We start from the raw sequence: 23,347 nt of genomic DNA on the forward strand, positions 1-23,347 counted from the left end.
GCCCTCAACGCAACAGCAACGATGGATCGGAGCGGACGACACTGCGCACCGCCATGATGCTCGACAGCATGGCCATCACCGCAACCAGCGCAACGCAGCCAAGGATCACCATTGGCGTCAGCTGCACCGGCACGCGCTGGGTCTGCGCGATCAGCAGCACCACGGTGCTGAAGGCCGCCGCCAGCAACATGCCGACTCCGCCGATCAGCAACGCCTGCTCGAACACCACCCGCGCCAGCGCATAGCGCCCGGCACCGAGCGCATTGAGCGTGGCGTACTCGCGAACCGAGCCGGCCACCACAGAGGCGAACGACTGGTTGGTGATCACCGCGCCGACGAAGCAGACGATGACGGCCATGAACAACACCGCAATGCCGGCACCGGTATCGAACAGCCAGTACTGCTGCGAGCGGCTGGCGAACTGCGGCGCGGTCCAGAACTCGACCGGCGTGGCCTGGCCCATCGACGCGGACAAGCGGTCGCGCACCCGATCGGCCAGGTCCGGCGAGCGCAGGCCCGCTACGAAGTAAGTGCTGCCCTCGTGTGGGTCGGTGCCGGCGATGGCGCGCGCGGTATCCAGCGAGGCCAGCACGTTGACGCCGCCAAGGCCACGCAGTCCCGGTTGTGCAGCGACCACGCGCACGGCCTTGCCGTTGATCCAGGCACGGTTGTTCTGCAGGCTCACGCCCAGCGTATCCAGGTCGGCGCTGTCCACGATCACGGCCCCCGGTTCGCGCAGCTGTGCACGCAGGTCGGCCGGCAGGATGCGCGCGAACATCATTGCATCGTCGCGGGTGGAGATGCCGGACAGATACACCGACACGTTGCCGGTACCCTGCGCGCTGGAGCGCCATTCGCCATCCACCCACTCGTAGGGTTCGACGCGGGTGACATCCGGATCCATGCGCAGGTGGCTTTCCACATCGGCGCTGATCGCGTGGCCGTAGTTGACGCTCTGGGTGCCGGGGAAACCGGCCCAGATGTCGGCCGAGGATGCCTTCACATAGATCGCGGCGGTGCCGAAGATGCCCAGCACCAGTGCGGCCTGCACGATCAACAGCACGCCGGCGAAACACATCGCCAGCACCACCGGCAGGAACCGGCGCCACTCATAGGCCAGGGTCTTGCGGGCCAGCGCGATCATTGCTGTTCGCCCTCAGCCTCGACCGGCAGCGGTGCGCCGCCAAGAGCGCGGTACAGCGAAGCAAACGCCAGCACGCGTGCGCCCTGCGCACCGATCAGATCCGCCTGCGAAGCGAGCGCGGCACGCTGCGTATCCAGCCCATCGAACTCGCTGGACAGGCCCAGCTGCACCTGCCGCGCCTGGCGCCTGACCTGCTGGTTGGCGGCATCATTGGCCGCACGCAACGACTGGATGCTGCTGTCCTGGCGCGCCAGGCTGCCCAGCGCGCCTTCCACTTCGCTCACGCCTTCCAGCACGGCCTTGCGATACCCGAGCAGCGCGGCGTCCAGTTGCTTCTCATCGGCATGGAAACGCGCACGGCGTTGGCCCCAGTCCCACAGCGGAATATCGACGTATGGACCGATCGACGGGCTGGAGTCGGAATTGGAGCGCGCGTTCTGGGTAAGGTTGTAGGCATAAAGAATGGAGCCGCCGAGGCTGATCCGCGGGTACATCGCGGCGCGCGCCGAGCCCTTGCTGGCGGCGGCCTGCATCACCTCCGATTCGGCCAGCAGGATCTGCGGACGGTGGCGCAACAGGTCCGCCGGGACCTGCTGCAGCGAGAACGCGCCCAGCTTCGGCGGCGTGCGATAGGCGCGCCAGGCCGGATCCGGGCCATCTCGGCCCAGCAACACTGCCAGCGCGCGGGCCGCGTTGTCAGCGTTTTCCCGGGCCTGTGCCGTAGCGGCGCGGGTGGCGGCCTGGCGTGCACGCAGGCGATCCAGTTCGCCCGGCTCGTCCAGGCGCAGGCGCTGGCGGACCAGCGCCAGTTGTTCGCCGCGATCATCCACGGCCTGCTGTCGGGCCAGCAGATCCTGCTGGGCCTGCGCCACGGTCAGGTCCAGATAGCTGCGCACCACGTCGGCAATCACCGCTACCTGCGCGGCATTGCGCAGCGCCTCGGCATTGCCGGCCGAGGCCTGCGCGCTCAGCTGCGCACTCTCGGCGGCGCCGAACAGGCCTAGGTCCCAGATCGCTTCAATGCCGGCATGGAAGTAGGTATCGACAGCGGCGGCGTCCTGCACCTGCTTGGCGCTGGCGGAGATTTCCGGCAGGAAACGCGAGTCGGACGTGCCAGCGACGATGCGAACGGCCTGCAGGCGCAAGGTGGCCTGCTGCAGGTCGAGATTGCCGGCGACCGCCTGATCGACCAGGCCATCCAGCGCCGGGTCGGACAGCACTTTCCACCATTGCCTGGCGTCCACCGCTACGCCCTGCCCCTGTGGCACCTGGGTCCAGGTGCTGGGCGTGCGGTCAGGCAGGTCTGGCACCGGCACCGACATGCAACCGGCCAGGGCCAGGCTTGCCAACAACGCACCAGGGCGCAGGACTGCATGCAGAGAGAGTCCGCGCCCGGTCCTGGGCACTGCCACTGAAGTGATACGCCTGACCACCAGCCCGCCAACGTGTAGAAGGAGCATGAAGGCTACCGTGCGATTGTGGAGCGAACATGGAGAAATCGTCCGAAAAAGGTCACAGCACGCGCGCGGTTCAGGCAACGCCGACCCAGCCTTTCACTACGCTTTCAATGCGTTCCTGGCACGGAACACTGGACGGCATTTCCGGCGCATTGCACATTGCGGCATTGCCTTGCTTGATGCTGCCCGACCATGAAACGTCCCCACCGCTGGCTCTTGATTGGCTCGGTCACGACAGCGACTGTCGGTGCGATCGTACTCGTCCTGACCACCCCACTGGTCTCGAACGCCATGCTGCTACTGATGGAGCGCAGCAATTTCATCCCGGGTGAATCTTCGATCTTCACCTTCGAGCCATATGCCATCAACCAGGGCTCGTCGAACTACTGGCTGTACGGGAAGGATCACACCTACTACTACCACTTCACCTACGAAGATGACGTTCCCTACGTCTACATCCCGCAGGACAACCGCTGCCCGGGTTTCGACCGGCGAGATGCCCGCACCTGGTGCAGCGCCCTGCCCGGCAAGCCACGCTAGCGCGGCAGCGGTGCAACCGGTGTGACAAACGAAAAACGCCCCCTTGCGGGAGCGTTCTTCTTGAATCTGGAGCGGGAAACGAGACTCGAACTCGCGACCTCAACCTTGGCAAGGTTGCGCTCTACCAACTGAGCTATTCCCGCAGATTCCGTTCGACCTGCGTCGAAGGAGCGCTATTGTGTCGATATTGCTGCACGGCGTCAACAGGAGTTTTCACATGAAGTGAAGGGCAGCGTTCAGGCGCCTCCGCCTGCTCCCTTCACGTGCGCAGTCCACGGCGGTGAAAGTAGACCTGCTCGGCGATGCGCCGCGTGGCCGCCGTGTGCAGCAGTGCGTTGAGCGGCCAGTCCGCCTGCAGATGATCCATCGCCCAGCGCAGCAGCCGCTTGCCATGGAATGCCGGCGCCGCCTGCCGCGCCACCCGTTCCGCTTCCGGCCGTTGCCCGCGCAGATGGCGGGCAATCGCCTCGCCGACCGCCCAGCCGTGCCTCCACGAGGCATGGATGCCGCCGGCGGACAGCGGCGAGACGATGCCCGCCGCGTCGCCGGTCAGGATCAGGCGGTGGCCGGTGATTGGGCCATCCGGTCGGCCGCATGGGACCAGGCCGGCGCGGGTACCCGTAGGGCGCGCCGAAGACGGAATGCCGACTACGTCGCGCACGTGATCGAGGAATCCCTCAATATCTGGCAGCCGCACCTGTTGCGGGTCATGACGCAGCGCCAATCCGACCTGCAGTCCGGCCGGATTCTGCGCGACCCAGCCAATGTAACCCGGCGCGTAGCGCTTGTTGACGAAGCAATGCAGCGCGTCACCCTGCGGCAATTGCAGGTCGGCGAACTCACGCTCGACGCCGTAGAGGTTGTCACGCACCTGGCCGTGCCCGGTGCGCTGGGCAACGCGTGAGCGTGCGCCATCGGCTCCGACCAGATAGGCGCAGCGGCCTGCCCCATCTACCTGCCAGCCGTCATCACTGCGATTGGCGTCGGTGAAAGACCGTTGCAGGCGCAGGTCGACACCATTCGCGCGCAGCTCGCTGGCCAGCCAGCGCATCAGGTTCGGCGTATCGGTGGTGAGGAAGTAATAGCCCGATGCGGCCAGCAATACGCTGCGCAGGTTGGGCGAATACAGGCGCACGTTCGCGACCCGCAGCACGAGATGCTCGGGCATACGCCCCAGCCAGGTCTGCTCCATCGCTTCCTTCACCACGATGCCGGTGGTGTGCAGGCGCTCGCCGGGGTCAGCCTTGCGTTCCAGCACGCAGACGCGCAGGCCGTATTGGGCAGCGGCCAATGCACAGGCGGCACCGGCGAAGCTGGCGCCGACGATGACGACGTCGTGATCGTAGGCGGAGGGAGTGTGAGGCATTGCTGCATCGTCTTGGAGGAACGGAGATGCAGCTTCGAACGGTAGCGTGGCGGGGTGATGGTGTGGCGGTGAAGCGGGGATGAAGCGTGGAACACGCAAACGAAAAACGCCCCCTTACGGGAGCGTTTTTCTTGAATCTGGAGCGGGAAACGAGTCATGCACTAGAGCGCTAAGTCTCTGTTTCCCAATCACTTTCTCCACTGTGGTGATCAGCGAAGAACTCAATTATAGCCTTGTTTTTCGCCCTCGGCAACAAAGTTCATCCAACCACTTCCACCAGCGTCCAAGGATGATCCATCCACCCGTCGTTACGCCTGATGCGTCCAGCTGCTGAGCGGGTTCGCTATCGAACTCCAACTTGCGACGATCATGACTTGCGCTCGCTCCGCAGGCAGCGCGGGGTGGTGTCGCGTGGACTACCTGGCACCTGGACGGCTGTAGGACACAACCGCCGGCATCGGAACACCGCAAGTACTCATCTTTACATCGCTGCGGCTAACTTCGCCGGAGCGCAACGCGGCGCCAGTGTAGTGGCAGCCAGCCTCAACGAAGGCGTGCAGCAATCCGGTTCATCTGCTCGATCTCCGCGCGCTGGCCATCGGAAATCGCTTGGCATAGGTTGACGAGTTCCGGATCTGAGAGCTGCGCCTCGCGGCACATGAGGATCGCTCCCGAATGGTGCGGGACCATAGACGCGATGAACTGTCGATCGCCGATTCCGGTTTGAGCACGGGTAGCGGCAAAAGAACCGAGTGTGAGAACGGCAAACAAGCCGTACAGCACGAGATTGAGCCGCCGGTTTGGAAACATGCCGGGCATTGTCGCTAGCATGAAGATGCCCATTGGCGCCCACATAGTGACCGCCATGTAGAGCATGTTGAGATTGTTTCTGAAGTCCCTGGCGCCGTCGATCATGCTGAACATTACGAAGTACATGACGACGAGGCCCAACACCATGTTCACCCAGAACTTGGCGTATGGTCGGCCGTGCTTACCCATCTGACCGGATGTGTGATGTTGATGTTCATGGGAATGTTCAGCCATCTCCGTCTCCTATGTGCTGGGGCAACCTGGCAGGGTCACTGGTACTGCGGCAGATACTTTGTCGATATATCAGCATGTGGAGCGATGCATCACTAACCGCTGATTTCCAGTCCCCAACTGGACGTAGGGGCGTCGAACGCTTCAACTCGCTGGTCTTGAACCGTCTGGATATCAGACCATACCAAATCGGTCTTGATGGGCTTTGCGCCACCTATGACGCTGGTACCGTGAGCGCCAATATCGAGCTTGCGTCCTCATCGCTCGATGGGCCGGCAACTGATCGATTCTTGCATATCAAGCAAGACAAGGCCACCTGCGGCGGACGCCAATGGCCTCCTCCGCCTTCGCTTAGGGCATCGCCTCAAGCGTCCGTCGCAGGCCATAACGACACAACAGCCCTTGGGCAAGAAAGGAGCCGGTGATGTAGCGCACCCGAAAGGAGACGAAGACATGCACAAGGACATTTCAACATCAAAGGTGTTCTATCGTCCCATCGAGGCGGCCATCCGATGGGCTGGGTTGCTGCGGTATCTCCCGATGATCCTGGCCACGATCGCGTCACCGCGTGTCCTGCCTCGGTCGCTGAACTGCCCTCGATGGAATGAGTGCCGGCTGCACTCGGAACGTATCTATGACGGCATCCTCAACGGAGAGCTGCCCTACGGCAAGAACGGGATCACGCTCAATGATCCGAACCTGCTCAATTCTCTGGATCTGACTGTTCGCCATGTCGATCTAAAACGCTGGATGCGCACCCACTATCCCGAGCACCGGCCAGGATTTCTGTTCAGCCGTGGCGAACGCATGGCGCATCCTTTCATCACCATGGAAACAGGACAGGCGATCCTCGTGGAGCGGCTGGCCCTTCAGGCCGCGCTTGAACAAGCCCGACGTGAGATGCGAGAACTGCAGGAGCAGCACGACACGCTACTCAAGCAATCCTCGGTGCTGTTGGCATCCAAGCAATGCGAGATCAGCGAACGGGCGGAAACGACCTATCTCAACATCATTGGAGGGATGTTGACGCTGATGCTGAGCCAGTCGCCTTCAGGCGTGCCCTATTCCAGCTTCAAAACGCAGGAGGCCCTTGTCTCTGCATTGGTCGCCCACTACGGCGGCACCATGGGCATCACTGAGCGCACCTTAAACGGAAAGTTCGCCAACGCTAAGAGGTACGTTCGTAGCGCAAGCGCATGAGGTTATCCAGCTTGTATGTGCAATCGCGGAGATTGCATTTGCAATGTCTTTCCGCAGCCAGGTCTATTGAATAGAGGTCACGCCAACAAACGCCACCGAGCGTTCAGGAGTGACCGCCATGTCGCAGACCCCTGTACTCCCGCCGAACGAGCGCCGCATCCTGCGGCTCGATGAAGTCGAAGCGAAGTCCGGCTTCAAACGCGCCCACATCTACAACCTGATGAAGAAGCGCCAGTTCCCTCAGGCGCTGCGCCTGGGCGTGCGCGCTGTCGGCTGGGATTCGATCGAAATCGACCAGTGGATCGCCGAGCGCCTCAACCACCGGACCTGACCCGCTCTCCCGCGGACTTCCCATTCCCAGCCGGAGAGCGCCATGCAGGTCGTGTCCATCATTTCAACGAAGGGCGGCGTCGGCAAGACCACGACGGCCGCCAACCTGGGCGGGCTCGCCGCGGACGCGGGCCTGCGCGTGCTGCTGCTCGATCTCGACGTGCAGCCCACCTTGTCCTCCTACTACGAACTGACCCAGCGCGCGCCGGGCGGCATCTATGAGCTGTTGGCCTTCAACGAGCGCGACCTTGGCCAGCTCGTGTCCCGCACGATCATCGCGGGCCTGGACCTGGTGCTGTCCGACGACCACCGGGGCGAGCTGAACACGTTGTTGCTGCATGCGCCGGATGGCCGCCTGCGGTTGCGGCATCTGCTGCCAGCACTTGCTCCCCTCTACGACCTGGTGCTGATCGACACCCAGGGCGCGCGTTCCGTGCTGCTGGAGATGGCGGTGCTCGCCTCCGATCTCGCGCTGTCGCCCGTCACGCCGGAGATCCTCGCGGCACGCGAGCTGCGGCGCGGCACCATGCAGTTGCTCGAAGACATTGCGCCGTACCGGCACCTGGGCATCGAACCGCCGCCGCTGCACTTGCTCATCAACCGCGTCCACCCGGTGTCCGCCAACGCACGGCTGATCCAGCAGGCCTTGCGCGACCTGTTCCAGGACAGCGCCGGCATCCGCGTGCTCGCCACCGACGTGCCGGCCATAGAAGCGTATCCACGTGCCGCAACGCGCGGCCTGCCGGTGCATCGGGTCGAGCACCGCCAGCCGCCCGGCAGAGTCGCCCCTGCCGCGCTCGACACGATGCGCGCGCTCGCCAGCGAGTTGTTCCCGCAATGGCAGGACCGACTGGCTCAAGTATCCGGCCGCCCGCAGCGACCTCTTGATCCTGGGAGGCCCCATGGCGAACGCACATGAGCTGGCCCGCGGCCACAAGCGGCTGCGCGCCCTGATCGAGTTCGCGGTCGGTGAGGGCTGGCACGTCAAGCGCACGCCGGGCGGGCACCTCAAGTTCACCAAGGCCGGCTGCGCGGCGATCTACACGAGTTCGACAGCGAGTGACCACCGGGCCGAATTGAACGCCCGTGCGCAGATCCGCCGCGCCGAGCGAGAGGCCCGCATGGCGCCGGCCGGCGGTCGTGGGGACTGCGAGGGGTGCGGCCATGGCTGACATGACCTCGCAGGACATGGCAGGCAAGCTGCTCGCGGCCGGCTTCGAGCGCAGCGGCCCAGCGGCTACGGCCTTGAGCGACCCGATCGCGGACACGCCCATGGTCGTGACGCTGGACCAGTTGCGGCCCTACGACCATGACCCGCGCATGAAGCGCAACCCGGCTTACGAGGAAATCAAGGCATCCATCCGCGAGCGCGGCCTGGACGCGGCGCCGGCCATCACGCGCAGGCCCGGCGAGGACCACTACATCATCCGCAACGGCGGCAACACGCGACTGGCGATCCTGCGCGAACTCTGGTCGGAGACCAAGGAAGAACGCTTCTTCCGCATATCGTGCCTGTTCCGACCATGGCCGGAGCGCGGTGAAATCGTCGCGCTGACCGGGCATCTTGCCGAGAACGAACTGCGCGGCGGCCTCACGTTCATCGAGCGCGCGCTCGGCGTCGAGAAAGCACGGGAGTTCTACGAGCAGGAGAGCGGCGCCGCCCTGAGCCAGTCGGAACTGGCCCGCCGCCTGGCGGCCGATGGCTTCCCCGTCCAGCGGTCGCACATCACCCGCATGGCCGACGCGGTGCGCTACCTGCTGCCCGCCATTCCCACTGTGCTCTATGGCGGCCTGGGGCGCCACCAGGTCGAGCGGCTGTCGGTCATGCGCACGGCCTGCAAACGCACCTGGGAGCACTACGCCAAGGACCGTTCGCTGCCGCTGGACTTCGACAGTTTCTTTCAGGAGGTGCTGGCGCAGTTCGACACGCAGGGCGACGAGTTCGCGCCGCAGCGCGTGCAAGACGAGCTGATCGGCCAGATGTCCGAGCTGCTGGGCATCGGCTACGACGTGCTGGCGCTGGACCTGACCGAATCGGAAAGCCGCCACCGGGCGCTGGTCAGTGACCCGACGCCACCTGCGGCGCAGCCGGCGTTGCCTTCGCCCACCGCCGGCACGCCGACTCCGCCGGGCGCAGCATCGTCCATCGCCACGCCTGCAGCGGCGGCCGGTCCTCCACCCGCCAGCCCTCCGGCGTCCGAGCCCACCTTGCGCCACGACGACACGGCGGTTGGCGAAGCGGCCACGGGAAGCCAGCCGGCCGCACCGGGCGATCTGCTTCGCGAGCACATCGTCTCGCCAGCACCGACGACAGAACGGCTCCAATCGATCCAGCGCATGGTCGCCGACCAGTTGGGCGATGCGCTGCCGCCCGACTTCTCGGCGAGCGTGCTGCAGTCCATCCCGGTGCAACTCGGCGGACTCTATCCGATCTCCGACGTCTGGTACATCGACGCCGGCCTGGACACGCCCGATCGGCTGCGCATCCACATCGCGCAGTTCGCGCGCGAGATCGCCGGGGAGGCAGGCCTGGACGAGTGCATCGAGGATCGCGCCGATGGCATCGGGTTTGCGTGCCGCGCCCGCGGCCAAGCCCCGTCGCCGCTCGGCCGCGCGGTGCTGACGCTGCTCACTTCCCTGACGGGTCAGCCCGTCGCCGAAGCGGGCCTGGACGGCGCGCAGCTCGCCGCCGACCTGCCGACCCTGTTGCACGGCCAGAGCCAAGGCCATGGCAGCGGCGCAAGGCGCTTGAGCGACACGGCGTTGGTCAAGCTCTTTCGGCTGCTGCGCCTCGCCCGGCGTCTGCTGGACCTGGAAGCCGGCACCACGGCGCCCGGGACGTGAGCGAGGGAGGCCGCATGTCCACATCGCATCCGCTCAACCAGGCCGTGATTGCCCAGGCGCTGTATGACCTTCGCAACGGCCAACTGCGCCGCTGCAAGGCCATGGGCTTCGGCGAGGCCGAGCTGGATGCGCTCAAGCACCCCGCGCTGATCAGCGTGCTGGCCAACGCCAGCGTCTCGTGGTGCTCGGTCACGGTCAACCGCGAAGTGCTGCAGCGCCTGCTCAACCAGGCACAGGACGTGGAGAAGGAAATCGCCACGGTCGATCGCATGCTGCGGCTGGGGGCCAGCACGGAGATGGTCAGCCGCTTCTATGGCCTGACCCATCAGGAAGTCGCCCTGCGGCGGGAGATCCTCGGCCTGCCCAAGCGCAAGGGGCGCCACCCCGTCCTGGACGAGACCCAGGACACCGAACTGTGGCGGCAATGGAAAGCCGTGACCAGCAGCAGGAACGTCGATCTGGAGGACGAGACCTCGATTCTCGATGCGGCCATGGACCTGGCCGAGGGCATGTCGCTGCCGCTCTCGGTGGTCTGGGCCGCGATCAGGAACTGGGTCGATCAGGGATTGGGCTAGGCCATGGCCGTGGACGACACCGCCCCACGAGCCCAGCGCCCTGGCCCCATCGCACTCGCCGACCTGTTCGACGCTGCGCTGAAGGACCTCGCGCCCAAGTCCAGCTCTGGCGCTCCCGCGTCCCTGCCTGCTCCAACGCCCACGCCTCCTACGTCCGGCGACGCCTTCCTGTTCAGTGGCAATCGGCACGGGAGCGTGCCGCGGCGGCTGTTCCTCGACCGCCGCCTGACACCGCTGGAGCGCAACGCCTGGCAGGTGTTCCGATTGATGCTCAACGACGATGGCGTCACGGCATTTCCCACCTATGAGCAGTTGCGCCCCTGGCTGGCGTCGATGCCCTGCGCAGGCCAGGCCTCCCATGAGACCGTGGCGCGGGCGCTGACGCTGCTGCGCCTGACGCGCTGGCTGAGCCTCGTGCGACGACGGCGCGACCCCAAGACCGGTCGCATCCTCGGCAACCTCTACGTCCTGCACGACGAACCGCTGACGCCGTTCGAGGCGATGCAACTCGACGCCGACTACCTGGCCCTGGTCAGCCAGTCGCTGGGGCATTCGGCCAAGGCCGTCCAGGTGGTGGGACTCAACACCCTCCAGGAGATCGCGGACGACCCGATGCTGTCCGGACGCACCTTGCCGTCGCGGCTGCAAGTGCTCGCCGAGCGCCTGGCCGACCAGGGCATCACCGCCTCCGAAAGTTATCCACAGGAGGATGCGGTCCACGATTCCGAAGAAGGGCCCGCGAGCCTTCTTCGGAATGGCGATCGCCCATCTTCGGAATCCGAAGCAGGGCCGAAACCCGCGCCAGACGGCGCTCTTCGGAATTCGAAGCAGGACCGTACAGTACGTAGTAGTCGTATTGATGAAGTACGTACTACCGCGCAGGCGCGTGCGCTGGGCGACCTGCAATGGCCCAAGCGCTTCGCGGAACTGAAGGCGGAACAGCAGGCCGGAGCCAAGATGGCGTTGCAGCAGGTGGACGCTGCCCTGCGGCAGGCCGTGCTGGACGAATGGGCCGCACGGTGCGGCAAGCATGGCATCCGCAACCCCGCCGGTTATCTGTTCGGCATCATCCAGCGCGCCATGCGCGGCGAGTTCAATGCCTGGGCCAAGCAGACCGGCCCGGCACCGCCAACACCATCGGCGGCGCGAGCGCCACCAACCGAGCCGCCGCGCAACGTCGTGCCGCCCGAGGTGGCCCGGCAGCACATCGAGCGCCTGCGCGATCTGCTGCGCAAATCCTGAGCACAGGGCTTGTCAAAGCCGTGAAGTAGATCTCCATGGCGGTCGGCAGAAACGGTCCCCTGGGGACGGCTGTGCGGTGAAGCGCCGGGCGACGGCGCGACATGCTGCGCAAAACCTGAGTAGAGCGCATGCAAGACCATGAAGCAGACCTCCATGGCGCTCAACGGAACGGTCCCCTGGGGACGGCTGCGCGGCGAAGGATCGTGTCGAACGGCAGCGCGACGTGCGGTGCAGCACGCATACCGTCAACAACCGAGGACGGGAACGCCGATGTGAGTGCCCATCTGCGGAGCGGTCCCCAGGGGACCGTTGCGCGCTGCGCCGCCAGCGCGCACAGAACCGGGGGTCGGCTCATTTCGGTTTGTTGACTGACTGCCTTCCGCTGCATGCGGATGCTGGCGGCTCCCTGTCCACCAGCGAGCGATCACCATGGCAACCAGCAACGAACCATTGCAACTCAACCTCGGCTCCCTGCGCAGCGCGATGTCGCTGACGCTGCACACCCACCACGCCTCGCGCATCTGGCATGGCCGCGCCGCCGCCGAGGGGCGACCGGGCATCGTCGGCCTGAACGGCTACATCGCCGTCATGAACAAGATGAAGCGCGGCTCGGAGCAGGACGACCCATACAGCGACTGGTGGATGCTTCGCATCGAAGACAAGCTCGACCAGACCAGGACCACGCTGCAGACGCTGCGCGACCAGGTGGACCAGGCCCTGGCCGGCGTGCCCGCCGCGTTGACCCTGGGCGAGAACCTCAACGTGCAGCCCGTCAAGCTTCCGCTGTTCGTCAATGCGCAGTTGGGCTTTGCCGCCGTCTATCTCCTGGCCGACTACGACGACATCGCGCGCAAGCTGATCCTCGCCCACCACACCGCGCTGATCGATCGCTCGACGTTGGAGCGCTGGCTCAACGAAGGTGCCCACGCGCTGCGCAGCCTGTTCAGCCTGGCCCAGCAATACCGCTACTCGGGCTGCACCCGCGACGACTTCGCGGCCAAGAACGCCGCAGCTCGGGCAGCATTGGAGAAGTTCGGCGAACTGCCGCAGGACGTGCTCGAAGGCATGCGCCGCTCGAAGTTTGCGCCGCCCGTCGTGCGCCGCGGCCTGCAACAGCGCAGTGATAGCGCTGCCGCAGCCGCACCTCCCACCGACGAAGGCACTGCCGCCGATCCGGCCGAGGCCAGCACCGGCGAGGACGAACAGGCATGAGCGACCCGAACCGCGAACCTCGCTACTTCCGTGGTCTGGAACAGCCAGCCTTCATGCGGCTGGAACACGCGGCCTCTCTAAAAGGCCTTTTAAAGCCTTTTAAAGGTAAAGGGGACTTCGAGGCCTGGGCCAGCCAGTGCTTCGCCATGCGCGACGAGTTGATTGCCCTGGCGCAGCGACAGGTGCTGCCACAGGCGTGCGGGCATCCCTTCCACCTGCTTCCCGTCGAGCTGGCCCAGCAGACCACTGGCGCAGGCACGACCTTTCTTCGCTGGCGCAAGCACGATCGATCGGCCATGGGCGTGGCGTTGTGGCAGGAGCTGATGGCGAGCCCCAGCACGCCGGTCAACCTGCTGCACGACCTGCACGAGATCGAACTGCAGCGCGTCATGCTGAACATGCAGATCAGCCTGCTGCACACCCTGGGCAGGCAAGCACAGGAATGCGCCAGCAAGGCCGCGCAGGCGGACAACACCTACCTGCGCCGGCTCGCGTCCGTTCCTGCCGCAGTGCGCGATCGGTGATTGCGCCTGCCATCCGAGCACGCGCCCGAGCCCAACGAGGCACGGGTATTTCAACCACCACGGAGATTCCAACATGAGCACACAATTCATCGGCGAGGGCAACATCGGATCGCCTCCCGAGTACCGCGAATTCCCCAATGGCAACGACGATCCTCGCCGGTTGCTCCGGCTGAACGTGTACTTCGACAACCCCGTCCCCACCAAGGGCGGCGAGTTCGAGGACCGCGGCGGCTTCTGGGCGCCGGTGGAACTCTGGCACCACGACGCCGACCGCTGGCAGCAGCTCTACCAGAAGGGCATGCGGGTGCTGGTCGTCGGCCGCATGGAGCGCGACCCCTGGACGGACAACGAAGATCAGCCGCGTGAGACTTGGCAGGTCAACGCGCGCAGTGTCGGCATCCTGCCGTACCGCATCGAGTCTGTGGCCCTCAGCCCGAAGCCACAGGAGGCAGAGCCGAAGCCCCAGGCCACCCAGGAATCGACGGCGCCGAAAGAGACCAAGCGCAGGAAGTGATCGGGCATGGAGGGCGGCTGCCGCAGTGCTTCGCCGCCCTCCATGCGCTGCGAATTATCCCCAGGGGATAGCTCCACCAACGTCCACCGAGTTCCACGCGCGCTCCCGGAAATCGCGGCTCTCGGCCCGCACACTTCCGGCCACGCACCTTCCCCGCACTCGCCATTTCATCGGCGTGAAAGCGGTCGCTGCCGCATGCGGCTTGTTTGCTGCTGCCAGGGGCTGCGCTCGGCATCCTCGATCCCAGCAACTCCATGAACAACAGGAATCGGGATGGACGGATATGCGGCTGTTCTTGTGCGAGAAGCCCTCCCAGGGCAAAGACATTGGCCGGATTCTCGGCGCCACGCAGCGCGGTGAAGGCTGCCTCAACGGTTCCGGCGTCACGGTCACCTGGTGCATCGGCCATCTCGTGGAGGCGGCGCCGCCCGAGGCCTACGACGAGCAGCTCAAACGATGGTCCGTTGAGCAGTTGCCCATCATTCCCCAGCACTGGCGGGTCGAGGTCAAACCGAAGACCGCCACGCAATTCAAGGTCGTCAAGGCGCTCTTGGCGAAGGCGACTCACCTGGTTATCGCCACCGATGCCGACCGCGAGGGCGAATTGATCGCCCGCGAGATCGTGGAGCTTTGCGGCTACCGCGGCCCCATCGAACGCCTGTGGCTGTCGGCGCTCAACGATGCGTCCATTCGGGCGGCACTGGGCAAGCTGCGGCCTTCGGCCGAGACGCTTTCGATGTACCACTCGGCGCTGGCGCGCTCCCGTGCGGATTGGCTCGTGGGCATGAACCTGAGCCGGCTGTTCACGGTGCTGGGGCGACAGGCGGGTTACGACGGCGTGCTGTCGGTCGGCCGCGTACAGACCCCGACGCTCAAGCTCGTTGTGGACCGCGACCGCGAGATCGCGCGCTTCGTGTCCGTACCATACTGGGCCATCGCCGTGTCCCTGTTCGCAGGCGGTTCGACTTTCGCCGCGCAATGGGTTCCACCCGATGCGTGCACCGACGACGCAGGCCGCTGCCTGCGGCAGCCGGTCGCACAGCAGACCATGCAGCAGATCCGCGCTGCGGGCAGTGCCCACGTCGTGTCGGTGGAGACTGAGCGTGTCCGCGAAGGCCCGCCGCTGCCGTTCGACCTGGGCACCTTGCAGGAAGTGTGTTCCAAGCAGCTTGGGCTGGACGTGCAGGAAACCTTGGAGATTGCCCAAGCCCTGTACGAGACGCACAAGGCCACGACGTACCCCCGCTCGGACTCCGGCTACCTGCCCGAGAGCATGTTTGCCGAAGTGCCCACCGTTCTCGACAGCCTGCTCAAGACCGATCCCTCGCTGCGCTCGATCATGGGCCAGCTCGACCGCTCGCAGCGCTCGCGCGCCTGGAACGATGGCAAGGTCACGGCGCACCACGGCATCATCCCGACGCTCGAACCGGCGAAGCTCTCCGCCATGAGCGAGAAGGAACTGGCCGTGTACAGGCTCATCCGGTCGCATTACCTGGCGCAGTTCCTCCCTCACCACGAGTTCGACCGCACTGTGGCCAAGTTTTCGTGCGGGGGGCAGAACCTGGCGGCCACGGGCAAGCAGGTTGTCATCCCGGGTTGGCGCCAGGTGCTCGCCGAGCCGCAGGCCGAAGACGGTGATGGCGAGGGCGATACTGCGGTCCGCGCCCAGGTGCTGCCCGCGCTGCCGAAACTGTATGAGGGCCTGGCATGCCAGGTGGCCGACGTCGATCTCAAGGCACTCAAGACGCTGCCGCCCAAACCGTACACGCAAGGCGAGTTGGTCAAGTCCATGAAAGGCGTCGCCAAGCTGGTGTCCGATCCCCGCCTGAAGCAGAAGCTCAAGGATACGGTTGGCATCGGCACCGAAGCGACGCGGGCCAACATCATCGGCGGCCTGATCGCTCGCGGCTACCTCGTGAAGAAGGGGCGCGCCATCCGCGCCTCGGATGCGGCTTTCACTTTGATCGATGCCGTGCCTGCGGCGATTGCCGACCCTGGCACCACCGCCGTCTGGGAACAGGCGCTCGACATGATCGAGGCCGGACAGCTCACCCTGGACGTGTTCATCGGCAAGCAGGCCGCGTGGATTTCGCAGTTGATTGCGCAGTACGGCAGCGCCTCCCTGTCCATCAAGGTTCCCCAAGGGCCGGCATGCCCGCAGTGCGGCGCACCCACGCGCCAGCGCAGCGGCAAGAGCGGCCCGTTCTGGTCGTGCAGCCGCTACCCGGACTGCAAAGGCACGCTGCCAGTCGAATCCGGCAGCTCCAAGCGCGGCGCCTCGCGCCCGCGCCGTAGCGGCCGCAAAGGCTCCTGACCGCCCCCGTTCCCCGTGAGCCGTGCCCGCCTTCGGCGGCGTGGCCCCTGTCCCGCACTCCGCCGCATGCCCTGCGGGACGCCCAGCGCGCAACGCCTTCTTGATCCGTGTGCGCGTCCCGCCCAGCCGTCCCCGGCCGCGGGACCTGAAGGTAGCTTCTCTGCGAGCCGCACCACGCGCGTTCTGTTGATCTGCGTTTCTTCCGCCCTCTGCGAAGGGTCTCCCGGTGGCTTGCCAGGCTGCACGAGCCACCGGGAGACCCTTCGTGGTCAGCGGTAATCGGTGCCGGTGCCCGCCGGTGCAAAAACGGGCTCCCTTTGTGCGCGGATGTGCGCCAGACGATGCCGGCCCCAGCCACGACATGGGCCGGGTGTGATTGCTTGATGAGCAGACGGTTCTAGCGACGACCGGGCCTGCCAATCAGCCCACGGGTGGTTCCTCTTTTCTCCCGAGCCGAAGGCCGTTGGGCCTTCGGCGCCATTCTCCTGCCCATCAACGTCCCGGCCCGGCCATTGGCCTGGGCCACACGAACAGGAGAGACGACATGCACCCTCAACCTTGCGCACCGCTGCTGTACGGCAGACGGAGGTCGAGAACGGCATGCCCGCCTATCGCGCGGCCATCGCCAATGGTACGCTCGGCTGCAGCCGAGGCCGTAGCCCAAAGGCTGGACTACCTCTTTTGCAGAGGTAAACCTCGGGATGAACTGGGCGAAAACATGCCTTATGTGCCCGCCTTACGGCGAGCTGTTTCCGATGCTTCGCGCAGGATTTCCCGCCCCCCATTCGCTGCGATTGCGGCCACGATGACGCCCAGCACCAGATCCGGGATGTTCGACCCGAACCCCATCACCAGCACCCCGGACAGCACAATCGCACCATTGACGATGGAGTCGTTGCTGGTAAAGATCGCTGACGCCTTGAAGTTCACATCTTCCCCGCGATGGCGGCGCAGTAGTCTGAGGCACACTAGGTTCAAAGCCGCGTTCAGCGCGGCCATGGCCATCATGGCTGGGCCGACAGGCTCTTCCCCTCCAGCGAAGCGGCGTAGGACTTCCAACAGCAGCAGCGCGGCCAGGCCGATTAGCAAGAAACCCGACAAGCGGGCCGCGCCCACCTTGACCGTTGCCGCACGACCGACGGCATACAGGCTAACCGCATAGACCGACGCATCGGCGAGGTTGTCCAACCCGGCGCCCATCAGCGCCGTAGAGCCAGCCCAGATGCCAAGGGCAATGCCGGCGGCGGACTGCGTCAGGTTGATCAGCAACACAGTCAGAAGAATCTTTCGGTCCTTCGCATCGCTCGCATCTAGGCGGCCCAACTCGTCGTTTTCGTGATTTCTGTGGTTTTCAGCCATGCATTGTTCCTTCCAAATCGATGGATGCTGAAGCCTGTAGCGGCTGGAGAGTCAAGGCGCAGATGCAACGAACTTGCCACAGGGTCTTCCCGGACGCCCTTGACTCTACCGTAGCTAGAAGGTTTTCCAATCCAGTCAGAGCTTTAGGACAGAACAGATGAGCACCAATGCGCCCCCTTCATTGCGACTGTCATCCGGTATGGCTGCTATCCACTGATCCGTGGCGCCACTGCGGTTGTGCTCTTCGGCGAGCTCGCGACCGGCCGGCCGTCTTTTCCGACGGAGCTACTCACAGTGATCGTCGCGCTCGCTTGTGCCGCCTTGCTAGAGGGCGGGCGGCCTTTCCACTCCCCGTTGAGCCAGTAGCGGCGTTCCAAGCTGTGGTTGGCCGTCGGCGCATGGCTCGGCTTCTTGGTCGTGCATCTGGCCTTCCAGCACTCCAATCTGGGATACCGGGTCGGGCCGTTGGGATTGTTGATCGGGGTGGCTGAAGCCCATCGCTGGCATCACAAGCGTGAGCACGAAGACGCCCAAGTCAACTACGGCGATTTCTGGATGCCCGGGGGCCACTTGTTCAGCGCTTTCCGGTCGCAAAAGCACACGCTGGGCGCCAAAGAGTGACACTCAAGAAAGATGGACTTTCCAATGGACTACGGCCCGCAGCTTGTCTATCCCTTCCGGAGCCGGCCAGCAGCGGCAAACGCTTGCGCTGCTGGCTATACGATCTTGCCCACGTCGCATTCTTGCGCGAGTCGGGCCTTGCGGCTTCTTGCGAAGCGATCGCGAGTTGCGTGGCGTGCCCATGAGTCGGGCCGCGTCGTGGCGCACTGCTACCTTGGCCTGCACCTGCACCTGCGCAGCCACGCCGCGATGCTCGGTCTGGCCTGGAGAACCCGTAAGGTGGCGGAGATTGCGGCGCGCAGGTCGTCCGGCTCGCGCTGGCTCCTGTGGGCCACGCCCTCGGTCGCACGCCGTCTCAAAACGTCAGAATCGCGCGCTTTCGCATGATGGAGCGCGGCACGTGGCTCTCAGAACTGGACCCGATCACTTCCAGCACCGATGACACGCTCGAGCTTCAGGCGGGCTCGGCCAAGCTGTTGAGAATGCCGCACTCGCGCGAGGTTCGGGCGCTATCGCAGGAGCGTCGCAGATCCATTAACTCGCGCTCCAAGGCGCGCAATTCCTTCATCTTGGTCCGCACTTGCGCGATATGAGCGTCGACCAGCGCGTTCACCTCGCCGCAGCCCAACTCTGGCCGATCCCGTAAGTTCAGCAGTTGACGGATCTCATCCAGCGTCATGTCCTTCGCCCGGCAGCGGCGGATGAACAGCAAGCGCTGCAAATGGACTTCGTCATAGAGCCTGAAGTTGCCCTCGCTACGTGCAGGCTCGGGCAGCAAGCCTTCTGACTCGTAAAAGCGCACGGTCTGCACCAAGCAATCTGCCTTCTTGCCCAGTTCACCGATCCGCATCATGGTTGCTTCCTATAAAAAACTTGACTCTATATCTACTAGAGGTTTTCTAATGATGGCATCCGGGGAAAACCTTGTCAATGAAGAGCGATCTATGAACAAAGAACCTTCCAGCCCATGCGCCTGCTCCGGCGGCAATGGCCAACAGACGGCGTGCGCCAGTGAGCAGGCCAGCACTGAAACCACCGTTTTCCACGTGAGCAACATGGATTGCCGCAATGAGGAAGCACTGGTGCGGCGAACGCTGGAGGGCATGCCCGGTGTCGAGCGGCTCCTGTTCGATCTTCCGCAGCGTTTGTTGACCATTTCGCACCGCGAAGTCTCGGCCGATGCCTTGGAGCAAGCGCTGAATTCGGTGGGCATGAAGGCTCAGGCTGTCCGAGACGCCGCCGTGTCGACCACCTACCGCATCGAGAACATGGACTGCCCGAGCGAGGAGAAACTCATCCGCTCGCACCTCGGGGCAGTCGAGGGAATTCAGGACCTCGACTTCGACCTCGCTGAGCGCACCCTGTCGGTGAAACACCTCGCTCAGGCACGCGCGCAGATGGAGCAGGTCCTGGCCTCGATCGGCATGCGCGCCAAGGAGCAGACCTTCGGCCACACGGGGCCGATCGAAGCCGCGGCTGTGATCCCATCCTCGGCCCTGCAGCAGCAACCAACCGCTGCCGTTTCCGCGCCGCCGATCGGCGAGCGGGTGACGTACCGGATCGAGAACATGGATTGCCCGACGGAAGAAGCGCTGATCCGCGACCGGCTGGGCAAGCTGCCGGGTGTGACCGCGCTCGACTTCAATCTGATGCAGCGTGTGCTGGGAGTCCAGCACACGCTGGCGACCTCAGCGCCGATCGAGAAGGCGCTTGCTTCCATTGGAATGCAGGCTGCGCGGCAGGACATGCAGACAGCCACCACGGTACTTCGCATCGCGAAGATGGACTGTCCGACCGAGGAAAGTCTGATCCGCGGCAAGCTGCAAGGCATGCCGGGCGTGCAGGGAATGGATTTCAACCTGATGCAGCGCACGCTCACGGTTCGGCACACACCCGACGCGATCAAGCCGGCAGTCGAAGCCATCGAATCGCTGGGCATGGAAGCCGAGGTCCAGAGGACTGATGAGCCGCGCGATGCCCCGGTGGCCGCGCACAAGACCAATTGGTGGCCGATGGCGGTTTCGGGCGTTGCGGCGGTGGCCGCCGAAGGCGTGTACTGGGTCAACGACGGCAATCATTGGGCCGTGATCGTGCTGGCACTGGTTTCGATCTTCACCGGCGGCCTCAGCACCTACAAGAAGGGCTGGATCGCGCTGAAGAACCTCAACCTGAACATGAACGCCCTGATGGCCATCGCGGTCACCGGCGGCATGGCGATCGGCCACTGGCCGGAGGCCGCCATGGTCATGTTCCTGTTCGCGTTGGCGGAAGTGATCGAGGCGAAGTCGCTGGACCGCGCCCGCAACGCCATTCGGGGGCTGATGGACTTGGCGCCCGAGACCGCGACCGTGCGGCAGGCCGATGGCTCATGGACAGAGCTGCCGGCCAAGGAGGTCGCAAAGGGCGCGGTGGTCCGCGTGCGTCCTGGCGAGCGCATCGCACTGGACGGCCTGATCACCTCGGGTCGATCGGCCATCAACCAGGCGCCCATCACCGGCGAGAGCCTGCCCGTCGAGAAGGCCGAAGGTGACCAGGTCTTCGCCGGAACCATCAATGAGACCGGCTCTTTCGAATACAAGGTGACCGCAGGCGCCAGCGACTCGACGCTCGCGCGCATCATCCATGCCGTGGAGTCCGCGCAGGGCAGCCGTGCGCCCACGCAGCGCTTCGTCGACCAGTTCGCCCGCGTCTACACGCCGGCGGTGTTCGCGGTGTCCGTGCTGGTTGCCGTCGTGCCGCCGCTCGCCTTCGGCGGCGCATGGTTTGACTGGGTCTACAAGGCCCTGGTACTGCTGGTGATCGCCTGCCCCTGCGCTCTGGTCATCTCCACGCCGGTCACCATCGTCAGCGGCTTGGCCGCTGCCGCCCGACGCGGCATCCTGATCAAGGGTGGCGTCTACCTGGAGGGCGGGCGCAAGCTCAAGGCGTTGGCCCTGGACAAGACCGGCACACTCACACATGGCAAGCCCGAGCAGACCGACTTCGTGCCGCTGATCGGCGAGGCGCAGGAAGTTGCCGCCTGGGCCGCAAGCCTCGCGGCACGCTCGGACCATCCTGTGTCTCAGGCCATCGCCCGCAAGGCGAACCGTGACGGCATCGCGCTGCACGAGGTCGACGACTTCGCGGCGCTGCCTGGCCGCGGCGTGCGCGGCCGCGTCGCCGGGCGCATGTTGCACATGGGCAACCACAGGCTCGCCCAGGAGCTGGGCCTGAGCGAAGCGACGCTCCAGGCTCGGCTGGAGACCCTGGAGCGCCAAGGCAAGACAGCGATCCTGCTGATGGACGATGCGACCGTGCTCGGCATTTTTGCAGTGGCCGACACCGTGAAGGAAACCAGCCGTGAGGCGGTGGCCGACCTGCAGGCGCTGGGTGTGCGCACGCTGATGCTGACGGGGGACAACCAGCACACGGCCGCGGCCATCGCTGCCCAGGTCGGAATCTCTGAAGCCCGTGGTGACCAACTGCCCGAAGACAAGCTCAAGACCATCGAAAGCCTGGTCGGCGGCGAGGGCCAGGTGGGCATGGTGGGCGACGGCATCAACGATTCGCCCGCGCTCGCCCGTGCCGACATCGGCTTCGCCATGGGCGCGGCCGGCACCGACACCGCGATCGAAACAGCCGACGTCGCCCTGATGGACGACGACCTGCGCAAGATCCCCGCCTTCATCCGGCTGTCGCGTAGCACTGCGGCGATCCTCACGCAGAACATCGTTCTGGCCCTTGGCATCAAGGCGGTGTTCCTTGCGTTGACGTTCACAGGGCATGCCACCATGTGGATGGCTGTGTTCGCTGACATGGGGGCAAGTCTTTTGGTTGTCGTCAATGGGCTGCGCCTCCTGAAGTTCAAGGCGGCATGAACAATGGATGAACCATCTCTTCGCAAGACGCAGTGGTACTCACTCGCGATCGTTATATTCGCCGGCGATCAGGCAGCTAAGAGCTACATTGACGCGACAACTCCCTTGGGTTGGTCGCACGAGGTGGCGTCATTCTTCAACCTAGTTCACGCTCTCAATCCCGGCGCGGCGTTCAGCTTCCTTGCTGGCGCGGGCGGCTGGCAGCGGTGGTTTTTTCTGGCGATCGCGTTCGCAATATCGGCATGGCTCGCATGGCTGCTCTCCCGGCCGCTGCGCAAAACGGAAGGCCTTTCGTACAGCCTCATTCTGGGCGGCGCATTGGGCAACGCGTTCGACCGCGCCACGCGCGGGCACGTTATCGACTACATCGACTTTCACCTGCACGGCTGGCACTGGCCCGCCTTCAACATCGCTGACATGGCCATCGTGGGCGGGGCGATCGCGCTGGTGGCCCAGTCGTTCATGAGCGTGGAGAACCCGGCCGCCACAAAGGAGTCCCAGTGACATTGGGACGATCCGGAAATTCGCAATGCACACGGTGCAGGACACCAATCTGAAGAGAACGGCCCCCAGCATGAGCGGCCGCGGCTTGGCCCTCATGCTAGCGCCCACCGCCGCTTTTGCTGCAACGCCCTGTTGCGATGGCGGCGATTGCTGCAACGACGTCGCAATGCCTTGCTGTGAATAAACAGCACGCAAGCCAGTTGACCTGGCAATTATGAAAGTCCATCACGGCGATGCTGGCCTTTTTCGTTCCAATGAGCCGTCACGGAGAGGTGATGATGAAGCTATGCCGGGATCCTGCAAGCTTTAGGACGGTCTTCTTTACCGCATAGCGATATGCTGATGTCACCCGTTCGCCTCGCCTGGCAAGTACAAGTAGTTCGTCGCGGTTTTCTGGCCGTGTCCGCCCGCTTCGCTGGCCCTTTTGCCCCAAACAAGCGCAATCATGCCTGCGTTACCACCAAAGTTCGCCCCCGCCAGTTGCTGTTCCTAAAGGGCATCAAGCTCAACGCCATCGCCGACCGGCCAGCGTATTTCGCATCGCTGCGTGCCCGTCGGGGCCAGCCCATCGTCATCCTCGCAGAGCTGGGACCGGACGAGGCATTCGCCCTGTGGAAGCAGCATGTACTGGGCGACAGGCCTCGCTGACCCAGTTTCGCCTCATCCTCCTGACAGCCCCGCACTTATTGCGGGGCTTTCTTTT

21 protein-coding genes, 1 tRNA gene and 1 pseudogene are annotated in these 23,347 nt (G+C 64.9%); 16 read left to right on the forward strand and 7 right to left on the reverse strand.

Annotated elements, in window-relative coordinates; translation table 11 throughout:
* Positions 1 to 4: 4 nt before the first annotated feature.
* Positions 5 to 1,144, reverse strand: a complete 1,140-nt coding sequence (locus N5J73_RS14465) for an ABC transporter permease (RefSeq protein WP_049444662.1) — start codon at positions 1,142 to 1,144, stop codon at positions 5 to 7.
* Positions 1,141 to 2,604 carry an efflux transporter outer membrane subunit gene (locus N5J73_RS14470; protein WP_049444664.1) on the reverse strand — a complete coding sequence of 488 codons (1,464 nt, stop codon included), beginning with the start codon at positions 2,602 to 2,604 and terminating at the stop codon, positions 1,141 to 1,143. Before N5J73_RS14470 ends, N5J73_RS14465 begins: the two co-directional genes overlap by 4 nt.
* Before the next feature lie 189 nt (positions 2,605 to 2,793).
* On the opposite strand from N5J73_RS14470, the gene N5J73_RS14475 reads away from it, so the two are divergent.
* Positions 2,794 to 3,141, forward strand: a complete 348-nt coding sequence (locus N5J73_RS14475) for a hypothetical protein (RefSeq protein ID WP_049444666.1) — start codon at positions 2,794 to 2,796, stop codon at positions 3,139 to 3,141.
* 67 nt (positions 3,142 to 3,208) lie between these two features.
* Here the strand turns inward: N5J73_RS14475 and N5J73_RS14480 are convergent.
* The 3 genes from N5J73_RS14480 to N5J73_RS14490 form a co-directional block, all read right to left on the reverse strand.
* Positions 3,209 to 3,284: transfer RNA gene (locus N5J73_RS14480), tRNA-Gly, on the reverse strand.
* 116 nt (positions 3,285 to 3,400) lie between these two features.
* Entirely contained in the window at positions 3,401 to 4,507 is a 1,107-nt protein-coding gene (locus tag N5J73_RS14485) for an NAD(P)/FAD-dependent oxidoreductase (RefSeq protein WP_049447261.1), read from the reverse strand.
* Between the two features lie 543 nt (positions 4,508 to 5,050).
* The gene (locus N5J73_RS14490; RefSeq protein WP_003098996.1) at positions 5,051 to 5,551 is read right to left on the reverse strand and encodes a DUF305 domain-containing protein; all 501 of its coding nucleotides are present in this window, start codon (positions 5,549 to 5,551) and stop codon (positions 5,051 to 5,053) included.
* A 450-nt stretch (positions 5,552 to 6,001) separates the two neighbouring features.
* Between N5J73_RS14490 and N5J73_RS14495 the strand changes: the two genes are divergently transcribed.
* The 11 genes from N5J73_RS14495 (at position 6,002) to N5J73_RS14545 (ending at position 16,303) form a co-directional block, all read left to right on the forward strand.
* Positions 6,002 to 6,748: a hypothetical protein gene (locus N5J73_RS14495; RefSeq protein WP_003098991.1), complete on the forward strand. Its 747-nt coding sequence runs from the start codon at positions 6,002 to 6,004 to the stop codon at positions 6,746 to 6,748.
* Between the two features lie 118 nt (positions 6,749 to 6,866).
* Positions 6,867 to 7,079, forward strand: a complete 213-nt coding sequence (locus N5J73_RS14500; protein ID WP_003090093.1) for an AlpA family transcriptional regulator — start codon at positions 6,867 to 6,869, stop codon at positions 7,077 to 7,079.
* A gap of 42 nt (positions 7,080 to 7,121) precedes the next feature.
* The gene (locus N5J73_RS14505) at positions 7,122 to 7,997 is read left to right on the forward strand and encodes a ParA family protein (RefSeq protein ID WP_003098988.1); all 876 of its coding nucleotides are present in this window, start codon (positions 7,122 to 7,124) and stop codon (positions 7,995 to 7,997) included.
* Entirely contained in the window at positions 7,981 to 8,250 is a 270-nt protein-coding gene (locus tag N5J73_RS14510; RefSeq protein WP_003050422.1) for a hypothetical protein, read from the forward strand. Before N5J73_RS14505 ends, N5J73_RS14510 begins: the two co-directional genes overlap by 17 nt.
* Positions 8,243 to 9,922, forward strand: coding sequence for a ParB family protein (locus N5J73_RS14515; protein WP_003098985.1), 1,680 nt, complete (start codon positions 8,243 to 8,245; stop codon positions 9,920 to 9,922). The genes N5J73_RS14510 and N5J73_RS14515 overlap by 8 nt, the downstream gene beginning before the upstream one ends.
* 14 nt (positions 9,923 to 9,936) lie before the next feature.
* Positions 9,937 to 10,497 carry a DUF2857 domain-containing protein gene (locus tag N5J73_RS14520; protein WP_003090097.1) on the forward strand — a complete coding sequence of 187 codons (561 nt, stop codon included), beginning with the start codon at positions 9,937 to 9,939 and terminating at the stop codon, positions 10,495 to 10,497.
* 3 nt (positions 10,498 to 10,500) lie between these two features.
* The gene (locus N5J73_RS14525; protein WP_008264646.1) at positions 10,501 to 11,739 is read left to right on the forward strand and encodes an STY4528 family pathogenicity island replication protein; all 1,239 of its coding nucleotides are present in this window, start codon (positions 10,501 to 10,503) and stop codon (positions 11,737 to 11,739) included.
* A 429-nt stretch (positions 11,740 to 12,168) separates the two neighbouring features.
* Positions 12,169 to 12,951 carry a PFL_4669 family integrating conjugative element protein gene (locus tag N5J73_RS14530; RefSeq protein WP_279941117.1) on the forward strand — a complete coding sequence of 261 codons (783 nt, stop codon included), beginning with the start codon at positions 12,169 to 12,171 and terminating at the stop codon, positions 12,949 to 12,951.
* Positions 12,948 to 13,475 carry a DUF3158 family protein gene (locus tag N5J73_RS14535; protein WP_049323458.1) on the forward strand — a complete coding sequence of 176 codons (528 nt, stop codon included), beginning with the start codon at positions 12,948 to 12,950 and terminating at the stop codon, positions 13,473 to 13,475. Before N5J73_RS14530 ends, N5J73_RS14535 begins: the two co-directional genes overlap by 4 nt.
* Before the next feature lie 73 nt (positions 13,476 to 13,548).
* Complete coding sequence (locus N5J73_RS14540; protein ID WP_003098976.1) at positions 13,549 to 13,989, forward strand: single-stranded DNA-binding protein; 441 nt, start codon at positions 13,549 to 13,551, stop codon at positions 13,987 to 13,989.
* Positions 13,990 to 14,272: 283 nt separating this feature from the next.
* On the forward strand, positions 14,273 to 16,303 hold the full coding sequence (locus tag N5J73_RS14545; protein WP_003116834.1) for a DNA topoisomerase III: 2,031 nt from the start codon (positions 14,273 to 14,275) through the stop codon (positions 16,301 to 16,303).
* 723 nt (positions 16,304 to 17,026) lie between these two features.
* Here N5J73_RS14545 and N5J73_RS14550 read toward each other — a convergent pair.
* Positions 17,027 to 17,662 carry a cation transporter gene (locus tag N5J73_RS14550; RefSeq protein ID WP_003098972.1) on the reverse strand — a complete coding sequence of 212 codons (636 nt, stop codon included), beginning with the start codon at positions 17,660 to 17,662 and terminating at the stop codon, positions 17,027 to 17,029.
* Between the two features lie 417 nt (positions 17,663 to 18,079).
* Here N5J73_RS14550 and N5J73_RS14555 point away from each other — a divergent pair, with 417 nt between their 5' ends.
* Positions 18,080 to 18,283: a hypothetical protein gene (locus tag N5J73_RS14555; RefSeq protein WP_023657334.1), complete on the forward strand. Its 204-nt coding sequence runs from the start codon at positions 18,080 to 18,082 to the stop codon at positions 18,281 to 18,283.
* 454 nt (positions 18,284 to 18,737) lie between these two features.
* Here N5J73_RS14555 and cadR read toward each other — a convergent pair whose 3' ends face one another.
* Positions 18,738 to 19,136, reverse strand: a complete 399-nt coding sequence (gene cadR, locus N5J73_RS14560) for a Cd(II)/Pb(II)-responsive transcriptional regulator (RefSeq protein ID WP_003098965.1) — start codon at positions 19,134 to 19,136, stop codon at positions 18,738 to 18,740.
* Positions 19,137 to 19,227: 91 nt separating this feature from the next.
* On the opposite strand from cadR, the gene N5J73_RS14565 reads away from it, so the two are divergent.
* The 3 genes and pseudogenes from N5J73_RS14565 to N5J73_RS24220 all read left to right on the forward strand — a co-directional run.
* On the forward strand, positions 19,228 to 22,140 hold the full coding sequence (locus N5J73_RS14565; protein ID WP_003098961.1) for a heavy metal translocating P-type ATPase: 2,913 nt from the start codon (positions 19,228 to 19,230) through the stop codon (positions 22,138 to 22,140).
* Positions 22,141 to 22,143: 3 nt separating this feature from the next.
* A complete protein-coding gene (gene lspA / locus N5J73_RS14570; protein ID WP_003098955.1) occupies positions 22,144 to 22,644 on the forward strand; it encodes a signal peptidase II in 501 nt (166 codons plus the stop codon).
* Between the two features lie 465 nt (positions 22,645 to 23,109).
* Positions 23,110 to 23,292 (forward strand): annotated as a pseudogene (locus N5J73_RS24220) (hypothetical protein); the annotation flags it as partial.
* Positions 23,293 to 23,347 lie beyond the last annotated feature (55 nt).

Origin of the sequence: Stenotrophomonas sp. GD03654, assembly GCF_029845105.1 — a bacterium.
GTDB lineage: Bacteria > Pseudomonadota > Gammaproteobacteria > Xanthomonadales > Xanthomonadaceae > Stenotrophomonas > Stenotrophomonas africana.

What these genes read in the sequence shown, in the direction of transcription:
- N5J73_RS14465 (WP_049444662.1), bottom strand. Translation starts at nt 1,144, where the DNA reads ATGATCGCGCTGGCCCGCAAGACCCTGGCCTATGAGTGGCGCCGGTTC.
- N5J73_RS14470 (WP_049444664.1), bottom strand. Translation starts at nt 2,604, where the DNA reads ATGCTCCTTCTACACGTTGGCGGGCTGGTGGTCAGGCGTATCACTTCA.
- N5J73_RS14475 (WP_049444666.1), top strand. Translation starts at nt 2,794, where the DNA reads ATGAAACGTCCCCACCGCTGGCTCTTGATTGGCTCGGTCACGACAGCG.
- N5J73_RS14485 (WP_049447261.1), bottom strand. Translation starts at nt 4,507, where the DNA reads ATGCCTCACACTCCCTCCGCCTACGATCACGACGTCGTCATCGTCGGC.
- N5J73_RS14490 (WP_003098996.1), bottom strand. Translation starts at nt 5,551, where the DNA reads ATGGCTGAACATTCCCATGAACATCAACATCACACATCCGGTCAGATG.
- N5J73_RS14495 (WP_003098991.1), top strand. Translation starts at nt 6,002, where the DNA reads ATGCACAAGGACATTTCAACATCAAAGGTGTTCTATCGTCCCATCGAG.
- N5J73_RS14500 (WP_003090093.1), top strand. Translation starts at nt 6,867, where the DNA reads ATGTCGCAGACCCCTGTACTCCCGCCGAACGAGCGCCGCATCCTGCGG.
- N5J73_RS14505 (WP_003098988.1), top strand. Translation starts at nt 7,122, where the DNA reads ATGCAGGTCGTGTCCATCATTTCAACGAAGGGCGGCGTCGGCAAGACC.
- N5J73_RS14510 (WP_003050422.1), top strand. Translation starts at nt 7,981, where the DNA reads ATGGCGAACGCACATGAGCTGGCCCGCGGCCACAAGCGGCTGCGCGCC.
- N5J73_RS14515 (WP_003098985.1), top strand. Translation starts at nt 8,243, where the DNA reads ATGGCTGACATGACCTCGCAGGACATGGCAGGCAAGCTGCTCGCGGCC.
- N5J73_RS14520 (WP_003090097.1), top strand. Translation starts at nt 9,937, where the DNA reads ATGTCCACATCGCATCCGCTCAACCAGGCCGTGATTGCCCAGGCGCTG.
- N5J73_RS14525 (WP_008264646.1), top strand. Translation starts at nt 10,501, where the DNA reads ATGGCCGTGGACGACACCGCCCCACGAGCCCAGCGCCCTGGCCCCATC.
- N5J73_RS14530 (WP_279941117.1), top strand. Translation starts at nt 12,169, where the DNA reads ATGGCAACCAGCAACGAACCATTGCAACTCAACCTCGGCTCCCTGCGC.
- N5J73_RS14535 (WP_049323458.1), top strand. Translation starts at nt 12,948, where the DNA reads ATGAGCGACCCGAACCGCGAACCTCGCTACTTCCGTGGTCTGGAACAG.
- N5J73_RS14540 (WP_003098976.1), top strand. Translation starts at nt 13,549, where the DNA reads ATGAGCACACAATTCATCGGCGAGGGCAACATCGGATCGCCTCCCGAG.
- N5J73_RS14545 (WP_003116834.1), top strand. Translation starts at nt 14,273, where the DNA reads ATGCGGCTGTTCTTGTGCGAGAAGCCCTCCCAGGGCAAAGACATTGGC.
- N5J73_RS14550 (WP_003098972.1), bottom strand. Translation starts at nt 17,662, where the DNA reads ATGGCTGAAAACCACAGAAATCACGAAAACGACGAGTTGGGCCGCCTA.
- cadR (WP_003098965.1), bottom strand. Translation starts at nt 19,136, where the DNA reads ATGATGCGGATCGGTGAACTGGGCAAGAAGGCAGATTGCTTGGTGCAG.
- N5J73_RS14565 (WP_003098961.1), top strand. Translation starts at nt 19,228, where the DNA reads ATGAACAAAGAACCTTCCAGCCCATGCGCCTGCTCCGGCGGCAATGGC.
- lspA (WP_003098955.1), top strand. Translation starts at nt 22,144, where the DNA reads ATGGATGAACCATCTCTTCGCAAGACGCAGTGGTACTCACTCGCGATC.